Annotated in this window: 17 protein-coding genes; 16 read left to right on the forward strand and 1 reads right to left on the reverse strand. The window is 62.3% G+C overall.

Annotated features, from left to right (window positions below; translation table 11 throughout):
* The first annotated feature begins 7 nt into the window (after nucleotides 1–7).
* The 16 genes from KGB21_RS02090 to KGB21_RS02165 all read left to right on the forward strand — a co-directional run bounded on the left by KGB21_RS02090 (nucleotide 8) and on the right by KGB21_RS02165 (nucleotide 15,771).
* A complete protein-coding gene (locus tag KGB21_RS02090) occupies nucleotides 8–262 on the forward strand; it encodes an acyl carrier protein (protein WP_008025124.1) in 255 nt (84 codons plus the stop codon).
* Nucleotides 259–804 (forward strand): hypothetical protein, encoded by a 546-nt coding sequence (locus KGB21_RS02095; protein ID WP_223503344.1) that lies wholly within the window; start codon nucleotides 259–261, stop codon nucleotides 802–804. The genes KGB21_RS02090 and KGB21_RS02095 overlap by 4 nt, the downstream gene beginning before the upstream one ends.
* Nucleotides 801–2,480: an acyl-CoA synthetase family protein gene (locus KGB21_RS02100; protein WP_223503345.1), complete on the forward strand. Its 1,680-nt coding sequence runs from the start codon at nucleotides 801–803 to the stop codon at nucleotides 2,478–2,480. The genes KGB21_RS02095 and KGB21_RS02100 overlap by 4 nt, the downstream gene beginning before the upstream one ends.
* A 137-nt stretch (nucleotides 2,481–2,617) precedes the next feature.
* On the forward strand, nucleotides 2,618–3,352 hold the full coding sequence (locus tag KGB21_RS02105) for a glycosyltransferase family 2 protein (RefSeq protein ID WP_034148645.1): 735 nt from the start codon (nucleotides 2,618–2,620) through the stop codon (nucleotides 3,350–3,352).
* Nucleotides 3,349–4,290, forward strand: coding sequence for a glycosyl transferase (locus KGB21_RS02110; RefSeq protein ID WP_034148644.1), 942 nt, complete (start codon nucleotides 3,349–3,351; stop codon nucleotides 4,288–4,290). Before KGB21_RS02105 ends, KGB21_RS02110 begins: the two co-directional genes overlap by 4 nt.
* On the forward strand, nucleotides 4,271–5,815 hold the full coding sequence (gene hutH, locus KGB21_RS02115; RefSeq protein ID WP_034148643.1) for a histidine ammonia-lyase: 1,545 nt from the start codon (nucleotides 4,271–4,273) through the stop codon (nucleotides 5,813–5,815). Before KGB21_RS02110 ends, hutH begins: the two co-directional genes overlap by 20 nt.
* Nucleotides 5,808–6,233: an acyl-CoA thioesterase gene (locus KGB21_RS02120; protein ID WP_034148642.1), complete on the forward strand. Its 426-nt coding sequence runs from the start codon at nucleotides 5,808–5,810 to the stop codon at nucleotides 6,231–6,233. The genes hutH and KGB21_RS02120 overlap by 8 nt, the downstream gene beginning before the upstream one ends.
* Nucleotides 6,230–6,955: an outer membrane lipoprotein carrier protein LolA gene (locus KGB21_RS02125; protein ID WP_223503347.1), complete on the forward strand. Its 726-nt coding sequence runs from the start codon at nucleotides 6,230–6,232 to the stop codon at nucleotides 6,953–6,955. The genes KGB21_RS02120 and KGB21_RS02125 overlap by 4 nt, the downstream gene beginning before the upstream one ends.
* Nucleotides 6,939–9,278 carry an MMPL family transporter gene (locus KGB21_RS02130; protein ID WP_223503349.1) on the forward strand — a complete coding sequence of 780 codons (2,340 nt, stop codon included), beginning with the start codon at nucleotides 6,939–6,941 and terminating at the stop codon, nucleotides 9,276–9,278. The genes KGB21_RS02125 and KGB21_RS02130 overlap by 17 nt, the downstream gene beginning before the upstream one ends.
* Entirely contained in the window at nucleotides 9,278–10,435 is a 1,158-nt protein-coding gene (locus tag KGB21_RS02135) for a hypothetical protein (protein WP_034148640.1), read from the forward strand. The genes KGB21_RS02130 and KGB21_RS02135 overlap by 1 nt, the downstream gene beginning before the upstream one ends.
* Nucleotides 10,422–11,669, forward strand: coding sequence for an NAD(P)/FAD-dependent oxidoreductase (locus tag KGB21_RS02140; protein WP_223503351.1), 1,248 nt, complete (start codon nucleotides 10,422–10,424; stop codon nucleotides 11,667–11,669). The genes KGB21_RS02135 and KGB21_RS02140 overlap by 14 nt, the downstream gene beginning before the upstream one ends.
* A complete protein-coding gene (locus KGB21_RS02145) occupies nucleotides 11,666–12,169 on the forward strand; it encodes a hypothetical protein (RefSeq protein WP_034148638.1) in 504 nt (167 codons plus the stop codon). Before KGB21_RS02140 ends, KGB21_RS02145 begins: the two co-directional genes overlap by 4 nt.
* Nucleotides 12,166–13,362: a beta-ketoacyl-[acyl-carrier-protein] synthase family protein gene (locus tag KGB21_RS02150; protein WP_223503353.1), complete on the forward strand. Its 1,197-nt coding sequence runs from the start codon at nucleotides 12,166–12,168 to the stop codon at nucleotides 13,360–13,362. Before KGB21_RS02145 ends, KGB21_RS02150 begins: the two co-directional genes overlap by 4 nt.
* Entirely contained in the window at nucleotides 13,359–13,817 is a 459-nt protein-coding gene (locus tag KGB21_RS02155; protein WP_223503355.1) for a hotdog family protein, read from the forward strand. The genes KGB21_RS02150 and KGB21_RS02155 overlap by 4 nt, the downstream gene beginning before the upstream one ends.
* A complete protein-coding gene (gene fabG, locus KGB21_RS02160) occupies nucleotides 13,817–14,545 on the forward strand; it encodes a 3-oxoacyl-ACP reductase FabG (RefSeq protein WP_034148635.1) in 729 nt (242 codons plus the stop codon). Before KGB21_RS02155 ends, fabG begins: the two co-directional genes overlap by 1 nt.
* The gene (locus tag KGB21_RS02165; protein WP_223503357.1) at nucleotides 14,545–15,771 is read left to right on the forward strand and encodes a beta-ketoacyl-ACP synthase; all 1,227 of its coding nucleotides are present in this window, start codon (nucleotides 14,545–14,547) and stop codon (nucleotides 15,769–15,771) included. The genes fabG and KGB21_RS02165 overlap by 1 nt, the downstream gene beginning before the upstream one ends.
* 102 nt (nucleotides 15,772–15,873) lie before the next feature.
* Here KGB21_RS02165 and KGB21_RS02170 read toward each other — a convergent pair whose 3' ends face one another.
* On the reverse strand, nucleotides 15,874–16,776 hold the full coding sequence (locus tag KGB21_RS02170) for a LysR family transcriptional regulator (protein WP_034148633.1): 903 nt from the start codon (nucleotides 16,774–16,776) through the stop codon (nucleotides 15,874–15,876).
* Nucleotides 16,777–16,881: the final 105 nt, after the last annotated feature.

The following is a 16,881-nucleotide window of genomic DNA, read 5'->3' on the forward strand; positions in this document are numbered from 1 at the left end:
CCGGACCATGCAAACTCGTGACGACATTTTCAACACCTTGCGCGATGCCTTGGTCGAGCTGTTCGAACTGGACCCCGAGCGCGTGAGCCTCGATTCGAACCTGTACCAGGACCTGGAAATCGACAGCATCGATGCGGTCGACCTGATCGATCACATCAAACGTCAGACCGGCAAGAAAATCGCGGCCGAGGAATTCAAATCGGTGCGTACCGTCAGCGACGTGGTCGAGGCGGTCTACCGTCTGGTTCAACCGGCCGCATGAGCCGACTGATCGGCCTCGGCCTGCTGCTGGCGGGCTTGCTGTACCCCTTTGCGGTTTATTTCGGCATGCAGCATTTCGCGCCGTGGCAGTTCGGCCTGCTGCTGGGCAGCCTGTGGCTGGCCCGCGCACTGACCGGCAAGCGCCGTCCAGGCAGCCTGTGGATGGCCATTGTGGCCATCGTCTTCTGCCTTTTACTGGCGCTGTTCGACAGCCCGGTGCTGTTGCGCTGGTATCCGGTACTGATCAGCGGATTCATGCTGGGCCTGTTCGGACTGAGCCTGGTTTACGGCCCGCCAATGGTCGAACGCCTGGCCCGTCTGCGTGAACCGCACCTGCCGGCCAAGGGCATTCGCTATACCCGCCAGGTGACCATCGCCTGGAGCGTATTTTTTCTTTGCAACGGTTTGTGCGCCGCCGCCCTGACGCTGTGGGCGCCGCTGAGCTGGTGGATGTTGTACACCGGCCTGATTTCCTACGGATTGATAGGCCTGATGTTTGCCATTGAATGGCTGATACGACAACGGGTACGAGGCCACCCATGAATTGGATAAAACTTGAGCACCTGCTGCTCAAGGCGCAAGCGGCACGTGCCGTAACGGCCGAACCGCTGCTCAACCACGCACAACTGTACGAACAGGCCCTGAGCCTGGCCGCCGGCCTGCAAGCCCAAGGTGTGCAGCGCATCGCCGTGCATCTTGAAGACGCTGCCGACCTGGCGATTGCCTTGCTCGGTGCCTGGCGTGCCGGGGTCAGCGTGTTGCTGCCGGCCGACCTGCAACCCCAGACCCGCCAACGCTGGTCAGGCGAAGTGGATTTGTGGCTGACCGATCAGGCCGATGACGCGCACCTGCGCGATTTCAACCATCCGCCACTCAGCGCTGCGGCACTCGACCTGGATCGCTGTTCGCTGAGCCTGTGCACCTCCGGGTCCAGCGGTGAACCCAAGCGCATCGACAAAACCCTGCGCCAATTGGTCAATGAAGTCGAAGCCCTGGAACAACTGTGGGGCGCCGAACTGGGCCCGGCATGCATCATCGGCAGCGTCGCGACCCAACACATTTATGGCCTGCTGTTCCGCGTGCTGTGGCCGCTGTGCGCCGGTCGCCCGTTCGTGCGCAAGCAACTGGCCTTCCCGGAAGATTTGCAGCGCGCCAGCCGCGAACATCCGGCGTTCGCCTGGGTTGCCAGCCCGGCGCTGCTCAAGCGTATGGGTGATAACCTCGATTGGCCGGCGCTGAGTGCGGTGCGTCGGGTGTTTTCTTCCGGTGGCGCGCTGCCGGCCGAAGCTGCGCAAAGTCTGCATCATCGTCTGCAGCAATGGCCGACGGAAATCTTCGGCAGCTCCGAAACCGGTGGCATTGCCTGGCGTCAGGGTCATGACCTGTGGCAGCCCTTCGCCGATGTAGCACTGAGCCAGGACGATGACGGCGCGCTGCTGATCGCCTCGCCCTACTTGCCGGCCGGCCATGTCGAACACACCGCCGATGCTGCGCGAATCGCCGCCGATGGCCGATTCGAACTGCTCGGGCGGCTGGACCGGATCGTCAAACTGGAAGAAAAACGTATCTCGCTGCCGATGCTTGAAAAGGCGCTGATGGCCCATGAGTGGGTCGCCGAAGCGCGCCTCGGCGTCGTTCAGGAAAACCGTGCATCGCTCGGGGCTTTGCTGGTGCTGACCGAAGCGGGATTGCACGCCTTGCGCAACCAGGGTCGACGCACCCTGACCGAAGAACTGCGCCAACACCTGAGCCAGCATTGCGAAGCCCTGGCCTTGCCACGGCGCTGGCGTTTGCTGCGACAACTGCCGCTGAACACTCAGGGCAAACTGCCCCAGGCCGACGTCGAAGCCCTGCTGCTGGCCCCACGCCCCAAGGCGCCGGAAGTGCTGGAGCAAGTCGTAGTCGACGGCGAATGGAGCCTGCAACTGGCGGTGCCGCCGGATCTGGCCTACTTCAGCGGCCATTTTCCTCGGGCACCGGTGTTGCCCGGTGTGGTGCAAGTGGAGTGGGCGCTGAACCTGGGTCAGCAACTGATGAACCTGCCGGAAAAGTTCGCTGGCATGGAAGTGCTGAAATTCCAGCAGCTGGTGCGTCCGGGCGATGAAGTTCAGTTACACCTGCGCTTCGATCCGGCACGCGGCAAGCTGTATTTCGCCTACCGCAACGAAACCGCCACCTGTTCCAGCGGACGGATTTTGCTGGAGGCGGCGCATGCGTAACCAACGGAGCTTCCTGACTCAGGACTACCCTTTGTGGCGAGGGAGCTTGCTCCCGCTGGGCTGCGAAGCGGCCCCGATTTTGGCGAGCGCTTCGCACTCGAGCGGGAGCAGGCTCCCTCGCCACAAGGTTTGCGGTCATGCATAACCCCTGCGCAGTCATCCCGGTCTACAACCACGAAACCGCCATCACCACGGTCGTCGAGGCGCTGCTCGCCAGCGATCTACCGTGCATTCTGGTAGACGACGCGAGCAGTCCATCGTGCGCAAAAGTGCTCGATCAACTGGCCCGGCGTGACAACATTCACCTGATCCGCCTCGCCGCCAATCAGGGCAAGGGCGCAGCGGTAATGACCGGTCTGCGTGAAGCCTCACGCCTGGGTTTCAGCCACGCTTTGCAGGTAGATGCCGACGGCCAGCACGACCTGCAAGACGTCAAACGTTTCATAGAGCACTCTCGCGCCCATCCCGAGGCGGTGATCTGCGGCTATCCGCAATATGACGACAGCGTGCCAAAGGGGCGTTTGTACGCGCGCTACCTGACCCACGTCATGGTCTGGATCAACACTTTGTCGTTGCAGATACGCGATTCCATGTGCGGCTTTCGGGTCTACCCATTGCCACCGACGCTGACGCTGATCGACTCGGCGAAGATCGGCAAACGCATGGATTTCGACTCGGACATTCTGGTGCGCCTGGCCTGGCGCAATCAGCCGATGCAATGGCTGCAAACCCGAGTCCATTACCCGCTGGACGGTGTTTCGCATTTCCGCATGTTCCACGACAACGTACTGATTTCGAGCATGCACACCCGGCTGTTCTTCGGCATGTTGTTGCGCTCGCCCGTGATCCTCTGGCGACGGTGGCGAGCATGAGCACTGAAAAACAACACTGGGCCGACCGCGAAGAGCGCGGCAGTTTCTGGCTGATGAAATTCACTGCGGTCGCCGCCAAAGTACTTGGCCGTCGACTGCTGAGCCCGTTGCTGTACGGCATCGTCCTGTATTTTTTCCTGTTCGGTCGCAGCGCCCGTCACAGCGCCTGGCAATATCAGCAACGCCTGGCCGACTGGAGCGGTCGTGACGACTTGCGCCCGAGCCATTGGCGGGTGTTTGGCCAGTTCATGGCCTTCGCCGATTCCATGCTCGACAAGCTCGACGTGTGGAATGGCAAGCTGAGCATCGAGCAGATCGAAATCATCGACCCGGCACTGTTGCGCAACCAATTGCGCGGAACTCGCGGGCAGATGCTGGTGGGCGCGCATCTGGGTAATCTCGAAGTGTGCCGCGCCCTCGCGGAGATCGGCGAAAGGGTCACCATGAACGTGCTGGTGCACACCAAACACGCCGAGCAGTTCAACCGCTTGCTCGGCGAGGCCGGCGCGACCAATTTGCGCCTGATTCAGGTCAGCGAGCTGGACCCGGTGATCATGCTGCAACTGCACGAGCGCCTGGAGCGTGGCGAGTGGCTGGCGATTGCCGGTGACCGCGTACCGCTGCATGGCGGGCGCAGCGTAACCGTGGACTTCCTCGGCCACCCGGCGAAATTCCCGCAAGGGCCGTGGTTGTTGGCCGGGTTGCTGAAATGCCCGATCAACCTGTTGATGTGCCTGAAGAAGCCCGACGGCGATTATCGGCTGACGATCGAGCCGTTCGCCGAAGCGATCATCTGGAAGCGCAGCGACCGCGAGCAGGTCATTCATCAGTGGGCCTCCCGCTATGCCGCGCGCCTGAGTCACTATTGCCTCGACGCGCCTCAACAATGGTTCAACTTTTACCCTTTCTGGAAGACCGATGACGACGCCAACGCTTGAGCCGGTAACTTTCGGCGAACTCCCTTTGCGCATCGAAGACGTGCTGGCCCTGGCCAACCGTCAGGCGCCGACGCAGTTGCAAGGCGATTCCGAGTTTCGCCGGCGCATCGCCAAGGGCGCGCAGTTCCTCGATTCCCTGCTGGACAAGGAAGGCGTGATCTACGGCGTGACCACCGGTTACGGCGATTCCTGCGTGGTGGCGGTGCCGCTGCATCACGTCGAGGCGCTGCCGCGTCATCTGTATACCTTCCATGGCTGCGGACTGGGCAAGCTGCTCGACGCCCAAGCCACCCGCGCAGTGCTGGCGGCGCGTTTGCAGTCCCTGTGCCACGGTGTATCCGGGGTGCGCGTGGAACTGCTGGAGCGCCTGCAAGCGTTTCTCGAACACGACATCCTGCCGCTGATTCCGGAAGAAGGCTCGGTGGGCGCCAGCGGTGATTTGACGCCGCTGTCCTATGTCGCGGCGACCCTGTCCGGCGAGCGCGAAGTGATGTTCCGCGGCGAACGCCGTCAGGCCGCCGATGTGCATCGCGAACTCGGTTGGCAGCCACTGGTGCTGCGCCCGAAAGAGGCGCTGGCGTTGATGAACGGCACCGCCGTCATGACCGGCCTCGCTTGCCTGGCCTACGCCCGCGCCGATTACCTGCTGCAACTGGCGACGCGTATCACCGCGCTGAACGTGGTCGCGCTGCAAGGCAACCCCGAGCATTTCGACGAGCGCCTGTTCGCCGCCAAGCCGCATCCGGGGCAGATGCAGGTGGCCGCATGGCTGCGCAAAGACCTGGCGATCGACGCGCCGACCGCGCCGCTTCATCGCCTGCAAGACCGCTATTCCCTGCGTTGCGCGCCCCACGTCCTCGGCGTATTGGCCGACAGCCTGAATTGGCTGCGTTCGTTCATAGAAATCGAGCTCAACAGCGCCAACGACAACCCGATCATCGACGCCGAAGCCGAGCGCGTACTGCACGGCGGACACTTCTACGGCGGCCACATCGCGTTCGCCATGGACAGTCTGAAAAACCTCGTGGCCAACGTCGCCGACTTGTTGGATCGGCAACTCGCGCTGCTGGTGGACGAACGCTACAACCACGGTTTGCCAAGCAACCTGTCCGGCGCCAGCGCCGAGCGCGCCATGCTCAATCACGGCTTCAAGGCCGTGCAGATCGGCACCAGCGCATGGACCGCCGAAGCGCTGAAAAACACCATGCCGGCCAGCGTGTTCTCGCGTTCCACCGAATGCCATAACCAGGACAAGGTGAGCATGGGCACCATCGCCGCCCGCGATGCGATTCGTGTGCTGGAGCTGACCGAACAGGTCGCCGCCGCCACTCTGCTCGCCGCCAATCAGGGCGTGTGGCTGCGCGGTCAGGCCGAAGATGCGCGGCCATTGCCGCCATCCCTCGCCGCCATGCACGAAGAACTGGCCAAGGACTTCCCACCGGTCATCGAAGACCGCGCATTGGAAGGCGAATTGCGCCTGTGCCTGCAACGTATCGCTGAACAACACTGGAGGCTGCATGCGTAGCAAGGGAGTGCTTCACACCGATACGGAAATCCTCGTGCCGTTCTTTGACGTCGACAGCATGCACGTCGTCTGGCACGGCCATTACATCAAGTACCTGGAAGTCGCCCGTTGCGCGTTGCTGGACAAGATTGGCCACAACTACAGCGCCATGTCCGAATCGGGCTACGCCTGGCCAGTGATCGACCTGCAACTGCGCTACGTACGCGCTGCGGTGTTCGGTCAGAAGCTGAATGTGCGGGCCAACCTGGTGGAATGGGAGAACCGTCTGAAGATCAACTACCTGATCAGCGATGTGGAAACCGGCGAACGCCTGACCCGCGCCGTTTCCGTGCAGGTCGCCGTCGACATGAACAACCGCGAAATGCAGCTGGCCTCGCCAAAGGTGTTCACCGATGCTGTCGAAAGGATGCTGGCATGAACCCACAAATCGATGGCCGCCGAACTCCTTGTGGCGAGCGAGCTTGCTCGCGCTTGAGTGCGCAGCACTCACACCTGCCGTATTGGGGCCGCTTCGCAGCCCAGCGCGAGCAAGCTCGCTCGCCACGTGTGTTCCAGTGCCTTGCTGCGCTGGTGCTTCTTGGTTTGTCGTCGCTCACTCACGCCTTCGATCTGCAACAACTGAGCGATCAACTGGCCAAACCCGACGTGATCCACGGCAGCTTCATCCAGGAAAAACACCTGCGCGCCCTGCCCCAGCCGCTGACCAGCAAAGGCACGTTCGTCCTGGCAAAAAACCACGGTTTGCTGTGGTTGCTGAAAACACCGTTGCAGCAGGATTACCGCATCACCGCCAAAGGCATTGCCCGGCGCGACGCCAATGGTTGGCAGATGTTGCCGGGCAAGAGCGCCGGGGCCGAGCAGAACCGCTTGTTCCTCGCCGTGTTGCAAGGCGACAGCAGCGGTCTGCAACGGGATTTCGAGCTATCGCTGAATGGCGATGCGCAGAACTGGAAGCTGACACTGCTGCCGCGTTCGATGCTGCTCAAGCAAGTGTTCAACCAGATCAACATCACCGGCGGCGAGCTGGTGCACAGCATCGAACTGCTGGAAACCCAGGGCGACAGCACTTTGCTGCGCATGCAAGACAGCACCAGCACCCAACCGTTGAGCGACGCGGAGCAACATGACTTTGCCGAGTGAACGCATGCTGCCACGGCTGTTCCTGATCCTGCTGCTGGCGGTGCTCGCGCTCGCCGGTTGGCAATGGCGTGACGGCGCCCCGCTATCGGCCAACCTGATGGAACTGGTGCCCGGCACCGCGCCGGATGCCCTGGAACTGCGCGCTGAACAACGCATGCAAGAACCGTTGAACCGCGAAATGCTGGTGCTGGTCGGTCACGCTGATCGCCAGCAAGCCGTCGCCATGGCACAAAAACTCGGCGATCAGTGGCAAGCCAGCGGCCTGTTCGAAAAGGTCCAGTGGAACCTGCAAGCCGACTTGCCCGCCCTGCGCACGCAACTGCTGCAAGGCCGATTGGCGATGCTTTCGGCGGACGATCGCCAGCAGTTGATCGAACACCCCGACGCCTTTATCCAGCAACGGGTGCAGGCGTTGTTCGATCCCTTCACCGGCTTCAGCCTGGTACCGAGCCAGGACGACTGGCTGGGCCTGACCGGGCGTATCCAGAACAGCCAGCCGCAACACGGTTCGGTGCAACTGGACATCGGCAGCGGCGCCTTGATCGCTGACGCCGACGGCAAAAGCTGGGTGCTGCTGCGCGCACGAACCACGGGCAATGCCTTCGACATGAACCTGCCGCTGCAAGTGGCAGACCTGCTCCAGCACAGCCGCGAACAAGCCGCCCAGTCCGACGTGCAATTGCTCGCCGCCAGCGGCTTGCTGTACGCGGCCAACGGTCAACGGCAAGCCACCCGCGAGATGACCTGGGTTGGCGGCGGCGCCACGGTGGGGATTTTGCTCCTCTTGCTGCTGGCCTTCCGCCGCTGGCGCGTGTTGCTGGCCTTCGTTCCGGTGTTGGTGGGCATGCTGTTCGGTGCAGTGACTTGCGTGGCGCTGTTCGGCCACATGCACGTGATGACGCTGGTGCTCGGTTCGAGCCTGATCGGCGTCGCCGTCGATTACCCGCTGCATTACCTGTCCAAGAGCTGGAGCCTGAAACCCTGGCACAGCTGGCCGGCCCTGCGCCTGACGTTGCCGGGGCTGACGCTGAGCCTGATCACCAGCGCCATCGGCTACCTCGCCTTGGCCTGGACGCCCTTCCCGGCGCTGACCCAGATCGCGGTGTTCTCCGCCGCCGGTTTGCTCGGTGCTTACCTGTCTGCCGTGTGCCTGCTGCCGGCGTTGCTCAAGGGTGTGGATTTGCGACCTGCGAAGTGGCCGTTGCGGGTTTCCGAGTTTTTGCTGGGTCGCCGCGAAGCGCTGCTCAAACACCTGAGCACGCCGGTGTTGCTGGCGCTGCTGATTGCGTTTTGCGCCGGTGGCCTGTTGCAGCTCCAGGCTAAAAATGACATCCGCCAGTGGGTCGGCGCACCGCAGCAATTGACCGATGAAGCGCAGACCATCGCGCGGATTACCGGCTATCAACCCACCAGCCAGTTCTTCCTGGTGCAGGCGGCCGATCAACAACAATTGCTCGAACGCCTGAGCGCCCTGAGCGACCGCTTGGATCAACTGGTCAACCTGGAAAAACTCCAAGGCTACCTGTCGCTCAATCAACTGGTCAGCCCGCCCAGCGAACAGCAGCAAGCGCGTGAAGCGTTGAGCAAACTGCCGCAGTTCTGGCAACCGTTGCTCGATGTCGGTGTGCCGGTCGAGGCGCTGCAAACCGAGTTGGCGAAGTTGCAAGCGTTGCCCGCCGAAGACATCGACGCGGCGCTGACCGGCCCCTTGTCCGAGCCTTACCGGACGCTGTGGCTTGGGCCGACCGAGAATGGCGTAGCGGCGATGGTCAGCCTGCAAGGCTTGAACAATCCGTCCCTGTTGCGGGTCCAGGCCGAGGACTTGCAGGGCGTAGTGCTGGTGGATCGCTTGGGTGAGTTGAACGAGGTCTTCGCCGCCACGCAGATCAGCGCCGCCGAATTGAAACTCGCCTCATGCGTGCTGATCGTTTTGGTATTGATCCTGCCGTTCGGTTTCGGTGGTGCGCTGCGCATCGTGTCCCTGCCACTGCTCGCGGCGCTGTGCAGCCTCGCAAGCCTCGGTTGGCTGGGCCAGCCGTTGACTCTGTTCAGCCTGTTCGGCCTGCTGCTGGTGACGGCGATCAGCGTCGACTACGCGATCCTCATGCGCGAACAGGTCGGCGGCGCCGCCGTCAGCCTGTTGGGCACCTTGCTGGCGGCGTTGACCACCTGGCTATCGTTCGGTCTGCTGGCGGTGTCGAGCACACCGGCGGTGAGCAACTTCGGGCTGTCAGTCAGCCTGGGCCTGATCTTCAGTTTCATGCTCGCGCCCTGGGCGGGGCGACATCTGCATGCAGCCCACGTCGCGGAGCCAGCAGCGTGATGGTCGTGCTGTTTTGGGCGATGGCCCTGGCGCTGTTTGCCGTGGCGACTCGCGCCGGGCGCCACCTTGGCTTGATCCCGATCGTCAGTCAGTTACTGTTCGCAACGGTCGGCCTTCCGCTGTTGATGTACTTCTGGATCGAACCCCATTGGCAATTGAGCGGCGCCGCGCTGGTGTCGCCGATCTGGCTGAAAAACCTCTACAGCCTGAGTTTCGCGCTGCTGCTCGGTTACATCCTCAGCGATGTGATCGACCTGCAACTGGATCGCCAGAGCCTGAAAATTGCCCTGCCGAGCTTCTGCGTTCCGTTCACCTGTGGCATTGCCACGGCGATCTGGCTGTTGCCGCCGCAACCGTGGATCAGTTCGCTGGCAATCGGGCTGTTGTTCGCCATTACCGCGATTCCGGTGTTGTACCTGTACCTGCGACACATCGACTACCCGCCCGCCGCTACCCGGCGACTGGTGCAAACCGCCATCCTCATCGACCTGACGTGCTGGACCCTGTTCGCCATCGCCCAAGGCACGCTGCACCTGAGCAGTCTGCTACTACCGCTGGCCGGCGCCTGCCTGCCGGTGCTGTTGCGTTTGCTGGGTCTGCGTCAGGCGTGGCTGTACAGCGGCTGTTTTTTCGCGCTACTGGTGGTCGCCGAACATTACAAACTGAACGCGCTGATTTTCGGCATCGGTTATCTGTTGCTCATGGCCGCGTTGAAAGCGCCGCTGATATTGCCGTTCCCGGTGCGCTGGATGATTCGCTTGCAAACGTACATCGCTATCCCGCTGATCCTCACGTTCGGCATCGTGCAGATCAACGTGCACAGCGCGATGGACAGCCTCGGCTGGGTGCAACTTGCGGCGCTGCTACTGTTACCGATAATCAGCAAACTGCTGGGCAACTGGCTCGGCCTCGGCTGGGCCGGCGCCTCGTTCCACGGCGCCAGCCGCTGGCGGGAAAGTGTGCTGTTGAACATTCGTGGCTTGAGCGAGATCGTCTTTCTCAACCTGCTGCTGCAACAACAACTCATCAGCCCGCCGCTGTACTTTGCGCTGATGCTGATGGGCTTGATCGCCACACTGCTGCCGGCACTGGCCGGTATGCACCGGATTCCCCTGAAAGCTGCCGCCCCGGCAAGGAGCCCCCATGCCAACCGTTGAAATCGAACGTCGTCAGATCGTGGTTATTGGTGCAGGCCCGTCAGGCGCCATCGCCGCTGCACTACTCAAGCGCAAGGGTCACGACGTATTGGTGATCGAGCGACAGCATTTCCCACGGTTCTCCATCGGCGAAAGCCTGCTGTCGCACTGCCTGGATTTCGTCGAAGAAGCGGGCATGCTCGATGCCGTCAACGCCGCCGGTTTCCAGTTGAAAACCGGCGCCGCGTTCGCATGGGGTGAGCGCTATAGCGCTTTTGATTTCGGTGACACGTTCACCCACGGCAAGCCGACGACATTCCAGGTGCAACGGGCCGATTTCGACAAGCTGCTGGCCGATCAGGCCGCGTTGCAAGGCGTGGAAATCCGCTACGGCGAAACCATCGTCAGCGTTGATATCAATCAGTCCAAACCGCAGCTTGGCGTACGCCGTGAGGATGGCAGCGAGTACCGCATCGAGGCCGGGTTCATGCTCGACGCCAGCGGTTACGGCCGAGTCCTGCCGCGCTTGCTCGACCTTGAGGCACCGTCGAATTTCCCGGTGCGCCAAGCCGTGTTCACCCACGTCGAAGATCACATCGATCACCCGGATTTCGACCGTACCAAGATCCTCATCACCACTCATCCGACGAAGCGTGATGTGTGGTTCTGGACCATCCCGTTCAGCAACGGGCGCTGCTCGATCGGCGTGGTCGCCGCACAGGAACATTTCGACGGTCGCACCGACAATCTGGACGATTGCCTGCGTGGGTTCATCCATGAAACCCCGAGCCTGGCCGGTGTGCTGGGCAACGCCGTGTGGGACACCCCGGCGCGTACCATCGGCGGTTACTCGGCTAACGTCAAAACCCTGCACGGGCCGGGCTTCGCCTTGCTCGGCAATGCCGCGGAATTCCTCGACCCGGTATTTTCCTCCGGCGTGACCATCGCCATGCGCTCGGCGAGCATGGCCGCCGCCGTGCTGCACCGCCAGTTGCAAGGCGAACCGGTCGACTGGCAGAGCGAGTTTGCCGCACCGCTCAAACGCGGGGTCGACACGTTCCGCTGCTACGTCGAAGGTTGGTACAACGGGACCTTCCAGGACGTGATTTACCATGAAGGCGGCTCACCGGAGATCCGCCGCATGATCAGCTCGATTCTTGCCGGCTATGCCTGGGACGAACGCAACCCGTTCGTCAGCGAAGCCAAGCGCCGTCTGAAAATGATTTCGGAACTCTGCGCAAAGGATGGAACATGAGCCACCTGAGCAACACCTGCGCTCGTTTCCTGCTGCTTGGTTGCATCCTGCTGCTGAGTGCTTGCGCCAGCCAGGCACCGCTGCCCGAGAAAACCCCGGACCTGCCGTTGCCGATGCAGCTGCACATCCAGCGTCTGCAAGCGGAACAACGTCAGGACTGGGTGCTGGTGATCCAGCGTGAAGGCCCGGCCATACGCTGGTCCATGATGGACCTGCTGGGCATTCCGCAGGCACGCCAGAAACTGGCTGACGGATCGTGGCACGCCGATGGCTTGCTGCCGCCCAACCCGGAAGCCCGGGAGTTGTTCGCGGCGCTGCTGTTTGCGCTGACCCCGAAAGATGAGTTGCAGGGCAACTATCCCGGCGCTTGGCAACATGGCGCACAACGCTCCTTGCCGGAGCGCTGGGATGTCCGTTATTCACAACCGATGAGCTTTGAATTGAACCTGCCCAAAGGCCCGAAATATCTAGTCACGCCCTTGAGTGGTGATGCGCCATGACGGCCTATCTGAACGCCCTCGGGGTGATCTGCTCCCTGGGCCGCAACAAGGACGAAGTTGCCCGCCATCTGTTTGCCGGCGATTGCTCTGGCATGCGCAGCGAAGCTGGCTGGGTGCCGGAGCGCTCGTTGCCGGTGGGCGCGGTCCGTGGCGAACTGGTGGCAATTCCCGCTGAGCTGGCCCGTCAACACACACGCAACAATCAACTGCTGCTGGAAGCCGCGCTGCAAATTCGCCAGGACATCGATCAAGCGATCCAGACCTACGGTCGCGACCGCATCGGTATCGTGCTGGGCACCAGCACTTCGGGCATCGAAGAAGCCAGCCAGGGCCTGACCCATTACATCCGCGAGCAACAGTTCCCGCCGCAATACGACTATCAGCAACAGGAACTCGGTGCGCCGGCGACTTTTCTCGCCGACTGGCTGCAATTGAGCGGGCCGGCCTATGTGATTTCAACGGCTTGCACGTCCAGCGCCCGCGCGCTGATGAGCGCCCAGCGTCTGCTGGATCTGGGTGTTTGCGACGCGGTGCTGTGCGGCGGCGTCGACAGTCTGTGCAAGCTGACCCTCAACGGTTTTTCGGCGCTGGAAGCGGTATCCGAACAGCGCTGCAATCCGTTCTCGGTCAACCGTAACGGCATCAACATCGGCGAAGCGGCGGCACTGTTCCTGATGACTAAACGTGCAGGAGAAAAACCGTCGGTTGCCCTGCTCGGCAGCGGCGCCAGTTCCGATGCGCACCATATTTCAGCCCCGGAACCCAGCGGCCGTGGCGCCCTGCAAGCCATGCGCAAGGCCCTGAGCCGGGCGAGCCTGCAACCGCAACAAATCGCCTACCTGAACCTGCACGGCACCGCCACGCAACACAACGACGCCATGGAAAGCCAGGCCGTAGCGACACTGTTCCCGGCCGGCGTGCCCTGCTCGTCGACCAAACCCATGACCGGCCACACCCTCGGCGCGGCCGGCGCGCTGGAAGCAGCGTTCTGCTGGCTGAGCCTGAACACGGACAATCGCGAGCATGCCCTGCCGCCGCATGTCTGGGATGGCCAACCGGATCCCGATCTGCCTGCCCTGAAATGGGTGACCCCGGCCGATCGCCTGGCGTCCACTGGTCCCCGCTACTTGATGAGCAATTCCTTTGCCTTCGGTGGCAACAACGTCAGCCTGATTATCGGAGACGCCCCATGATTGACTGGCCGCTCGCCGAACTGCTGCCCCACGCTGGCGACATGATCCTCATCGAACAGATCCTCGCGTTCGATGAAGAACAGATTCACACACGCCTCACCGTCAAGCCCGATGGCCTGTTCAACCTTCCTGACGGCAGCTTGCCGGCCTGGGTCGGTATCGAGTTGATGGCGCAGAGCGTGGCGGCCTACGCCGGTTGCCATGCGCGCCAGCGCGGCGATGCGGTGGCACTCGGCTTCCTGCTCGGCAGCCGTAAGTTCGAATGCAATGTCGAAAGTTTTCCGGCCGGCACCGAGTTGACCATCCACGGCCTCCGCTCGCTGGAAGACGATAACGGCATGGGCGTATTCGAATGCCACATCAATGCGCCCGGCATTCACGCCACCGCGCGGTTGAATGTGTATCGCCCGCCCCAGCCCACTCAATATCTCCATGAACCCGAAGGAGTCCAGTAATGACTGAATCCGTACTGGTCACCGGTTCCAGCCGTGGTATCGGCCGCGCCATCGCCCTGCGCCTGGCCCAGGCCGGGCATGACATCGTGTTGCATTGCCGCAGCGGCCTGGCCGATGCGCAGGCAGTGCTGGCCGAAATCGAAGCCTTGGGGCGCAACGCGCGCATCCTGCAATTCGACGTATCTGACCGCGCCAGTTGCAAAGCCATTCTCGAAGCCGACGTGGAAACCCATGGTGCCTATTACGGCGTGGTGCTCAACGCCGGCCTGACGCGTGACGGTGCTTTTCCGGCGCTGAGCGAGGATGATTGGGATGTAGTGATGCGCACCAACCTCGACGGCTTCTACAACGTGCTGCACCCGGTGATGATGCCGATGATTCGTCGTCGCGCCGCTGGGCGGATTGTCTGCATCACCTCGGTGTCCGGGTTGATCGGTAACCGTGGCCAGGTCAACTACAGTGCCTCGAAGGCTGGGTTGATCGGCGCGGCGAAGGCGTTGGCGATCGAGCTGGGCAAGCGCAAAATCACCGTCAACTGTGTCGCACCCGGCCTGATCGACACCGCCATGCTCGACGAGAATGTGCCCGTGGAAGAACTGATGAAAATGATCCCCGCACAACGCATGGGCACCCCGGAAGATGTGGCCGGCGCGGTGAATTTCCTGATGTCGGCGGAAGCGTCGTACATCACCCGGCAGGTTCTGGCCGTCAATGGAGGCCTGTGCTGATGAAACGCGTGGTTGTCACCGGCATGGCCGGCATTACTTCCCTGGGCAACGATTGGGACACCATCGCCGGCCACTTCGCGGCCAACCGCAGCGGCATCCGGCGGATGGACGAGTGGGATCGCTTCACCGAACTCAACACTCGCCTGGCCGGACCGATTGATGACTTCAAGGTGCCGAGCCACTGGACCCGCAAGCAACTGCGCAGCATGGGCCGGGTTTCGCGGCTTGCCGTGGGTGCGGCGGAGATGGCGTTGGCCGACGCCGGGTTGCTGGGCGATGAATCGATCAAGGACGGACGCATGGGCGTCGCCTGCGGCTCGTCTACCGGTAGCACCGACGAGATCAAGGCGTTCGGCAACATGCTGCTCAACTCGGTGGCCGAGGGCCTGAACGCCAATTCCTACGTGCGCATGATGCCGCACACCACGGCGGCGAACATCAGCATCTTCTTCGGCCTCACTGGCCGCCTGATCCCGACCTCCAGCGCCTGCACCAGCGGCAGCCAGGGCATCGGCTACGCCTACGAGGCCATCAAGTTCGGTCGCCTGCCGCTGATGCTCGCCGGCGGCGCCGAAGAACTGTGCCCGACCGAAGCCATGGTCTTCGATGCGCTGTACGCCACCAGCCTGAAAAACAACGCCCCGCAATCCACCCCACGCCCGTACGACAAGGGCCGCGACGGTCTGGTGATCGGTGAAGGCGGCGGCATGCTGGTGCTGGAAGAGCTGGAACACGCGCTCGCTCGCGGTGCGCACATCCACGCCGAGATCGTCGGTTTCGGCAGCAACGCCGACGGCCAGCACACCACTCGCCCCGAGCAAGTCACCATGCGTCGAGCCATGGAACTGGCGCTGGAAGATGCCGGGCTCAAACCGTCGGACATCGGCTACGTCAACGGCCACGGCACCGCGACCGAACAGGGCGACATCGCCGAAACCATGGCCACCAGCAGCTTGTTCGGCGAACACATGCCCATCAGCTCGCAAAAGAGCTTCCTCGGCCACACCCTCGGCGCCTGCGGTGCACTGGAGTCCTGGTTCAGCATCGAAATGATGAACCGCGACCTCTACGCCCACACCTTCAACCTCGACGACGTTGACCCGCATTGCGGCAAGCTGGATTACCTGCGCGGCGAGTTTCGGCAGATGAGCAACCGGTACGTGATGAACAACAATTTCGCGTTTGGCGGGGTGAATACTTCGTTGATTTTCAAGCGTTGGGCGTAAGCAAAATCCTGTAGGAGCCGGCTTGCTGGCGATAGCGGCGGGTGTGTCGACATCAATGTTGCCTGACAGACCGCCATCGCCAGCAAGCCGACTCCTACAGTGTCACGATTGCAGGGGCTCGACCTTGCGCGTCAACAACTCCACGAACGCCCTCGCCATCGGCGATTTCTGATCTTTGCGCTGCACCAGCCACACGGCGGATATGGCCGCTGGATCGAGCAATGGCCGATAGACCACGCCATCAATGCGCATCCGCTGATAAGACGCGGGCAACACCGAAACCCCCAACCCCGCAGCGACCAACCCGATGATGGTCATCGCCTCACCCGCCTCCTGGGCAAAGTGCGGACTGAAGCCGGCATCCCGAGCCAGGCTGAGCAATTGCGCGTACAGACCACTGCCGTAGCTGCGTGGAAAAAAGACGAAGGGTTCGAGGGCCAATGCCGACAGGAACAAGCCCTCTTCACTGTCCTTGACCAACGGGTGCTTGGAGCTGAGCACGGCGACCAGTGGCTCGCGCATCAACTCAACCACGCTGAGCGAGTCGGGTAGCCCGAGCGGACGCATGATCCCGACCTCGATCGACTCGTCCACCAACGCATCGGCCACTTGAGTGCTGCTCATTTCCCGCAAATTCAGGTGCACCGCCGGGAAGCGCTGGCGAAACGAGAATATCGCTTGGGGGATGGTCGAGTTGAACGGTGCTGATGAGGTGAAGCCGATCTTCAGCTCACCCAATTCACCCAATTGCGCCCGCCGGGCCACATCCGCCGCTTTGTCGACCTGCGCCAACACCAGTCGCGCCTCTTCGAGGAACAGCCGACCGGCCTCGCTTAGCTCCACCCGACGATTGGTACGTTCGAACAACCGCGCGCCGACCTCCTGCTCCAGCGCCTGAATCTGCTGGCTCAGCGGCGGCTGCGAGATGCCCAGCACCTGTGCGGCGCGGCCGAAGTGCAGTTCTTCGGCGACGGCGATGAAGTAGCGCAGATGACGCAATTCCATGTGATTTCCATTAGGTCGTAAAAGCTATCAAACAGGTCGAACAATATATTGGATTGAATCATTAGCCAGCTATATGCTTTTTTCATTGCCTGACCGGCTGCACCC

Source organism: Pseudomonas sp. GL-RE-29 (assembly GCF_019947275.1).
GTDB classification, from domain to species: domain Bacteria; phylum Pseudomonadota; class Gammaproteobacteria; order Pseudomonadales; family Pseudomonadaceae; genus Aquipseudomonas; species Aquipseudomonas fluorescens_A.

Excerpts from the sequence above, each read along its gene's own strand:
- KGB21_RS02090 (WP_008025124.1), top strand. The coding sequence starts at position 8 with ATGCAAACTCGTGACGACATTTTCAACACCTTGCGCGATGCCTTGGTC.
- KGB21_RS02095 (WP_223503344.1), top strand. The coding sequence starts at position 259 with ATGAGCCGACTGATCGGCCTCGGCCTGCTGCTGGCGGGCTTGCTGTAC.
- KGB21_RS02100 (WP_223503345.1), top strand. The coding sequence starts at position 801 with ATGAATTGGATAAAACTTGAGCACCTGCTGCTCAAGGCGCAAGCGGCA.
- KGB21_RS02105 (WP_034148645.1), top strand. The coding sequence starts at position 2,618 with ATGCATAACCCCTGCGCAGTCATCCCGGTCTACAACCACGAAACCGCC.
- KGB21_RS02110 (WP_034148644.1), top strand. The coding sequence starts at position 3,349 with ATGAGCACTGAAAAACAACACTGGGCCGACCGCGAAGAGCGCGGCAGT.
- hutH (WP_034148643.1), top strand. The coding sequence starts at position 4,271 with ATGACGACGCCAACGCTTGAGCCGGTAACTTTCGGCGAACTCCCTTTG.
- KGB21_RS02120 (WP_034148642.1), top strand. The coding sequence starts at position 5,808 with ATGCGTAGCAAGGGAGTGCTTCACACCGATACGGAAATCCTCGTGCCG.
- KGB21_RS02125 (WP_223503347.1), top strand. The coding sequence starts at position 6,230 with ATGAACCCACAAATCGATGGCCGCCGAACTCCTTGTGGCGAGCGAGCT.
- KGB21_RS02130 (WP_223503349.1), top strand. The coding sequence starts at position 6,939 with ATGACTTTGCCGAGTGAACGCATGCTGCCACGGCTGTTCCTGATCCTG.
- KGB21_RS02135 (WP_034148640.1), top strand. The coding sequence starts at position 9,278 with ATGGTCGTGCTGTTTTGGGCGATGGCCCTGGCGCTGTTTGCCGTGGCG.
- KGB21_RS02140 (WP_223503351.1), top strand. The coding sequence starts at position 10,422 with ATGCCAACCGTTGAAATCGAACGTCGTCAGATCGTGGTTATTGGTGCA.
- KGB21_RS02145 (WP_034148638.1), top strand. The coding sequence starts at position 11,666 with ATGAGCCACCTGAGCAACACCTGCGCTCGTTTCCTGCTGCTTGGTTGC.
- KGB21_RS02150 (WP_223503353.1), top strand. The coding sequence starts at position 12,166 with ATGACGGCCTATCTGAACGCCCTCGGGGTGATCTGCTCCCTGGGCCGC.
- KGB21_RS02155 (WP_223503355.1), top strand. The coding sequence starts at position 13,359 with ATGATTGACTGGCCGCTCGCCGAACTGCTGCCCCACGCTGGCGACATG.
- fabG (WP_034148635.1), top strand. The coding sequence starts at position 13,817 with ATGACTGAATCCGTACTGGTCACCGGTTCCAGCCGTGGTATCGGCCGC.
- KGB21_RS02165 (WP_223503357.1), top strand. The coding sequence starts at position 14,545 with ATGAAACGCGTGGTTGTCACCGGCATGGCCGGCATTACTTCCCTGGGC.
- KGB21_RS02170 (WP_034148633.1), bottom strand. The coding sequence starts at position 16,776 with ATGGAATTGCGTCATCTGCGCTACTTCATCGCCGTCGCCGAAGAACTG.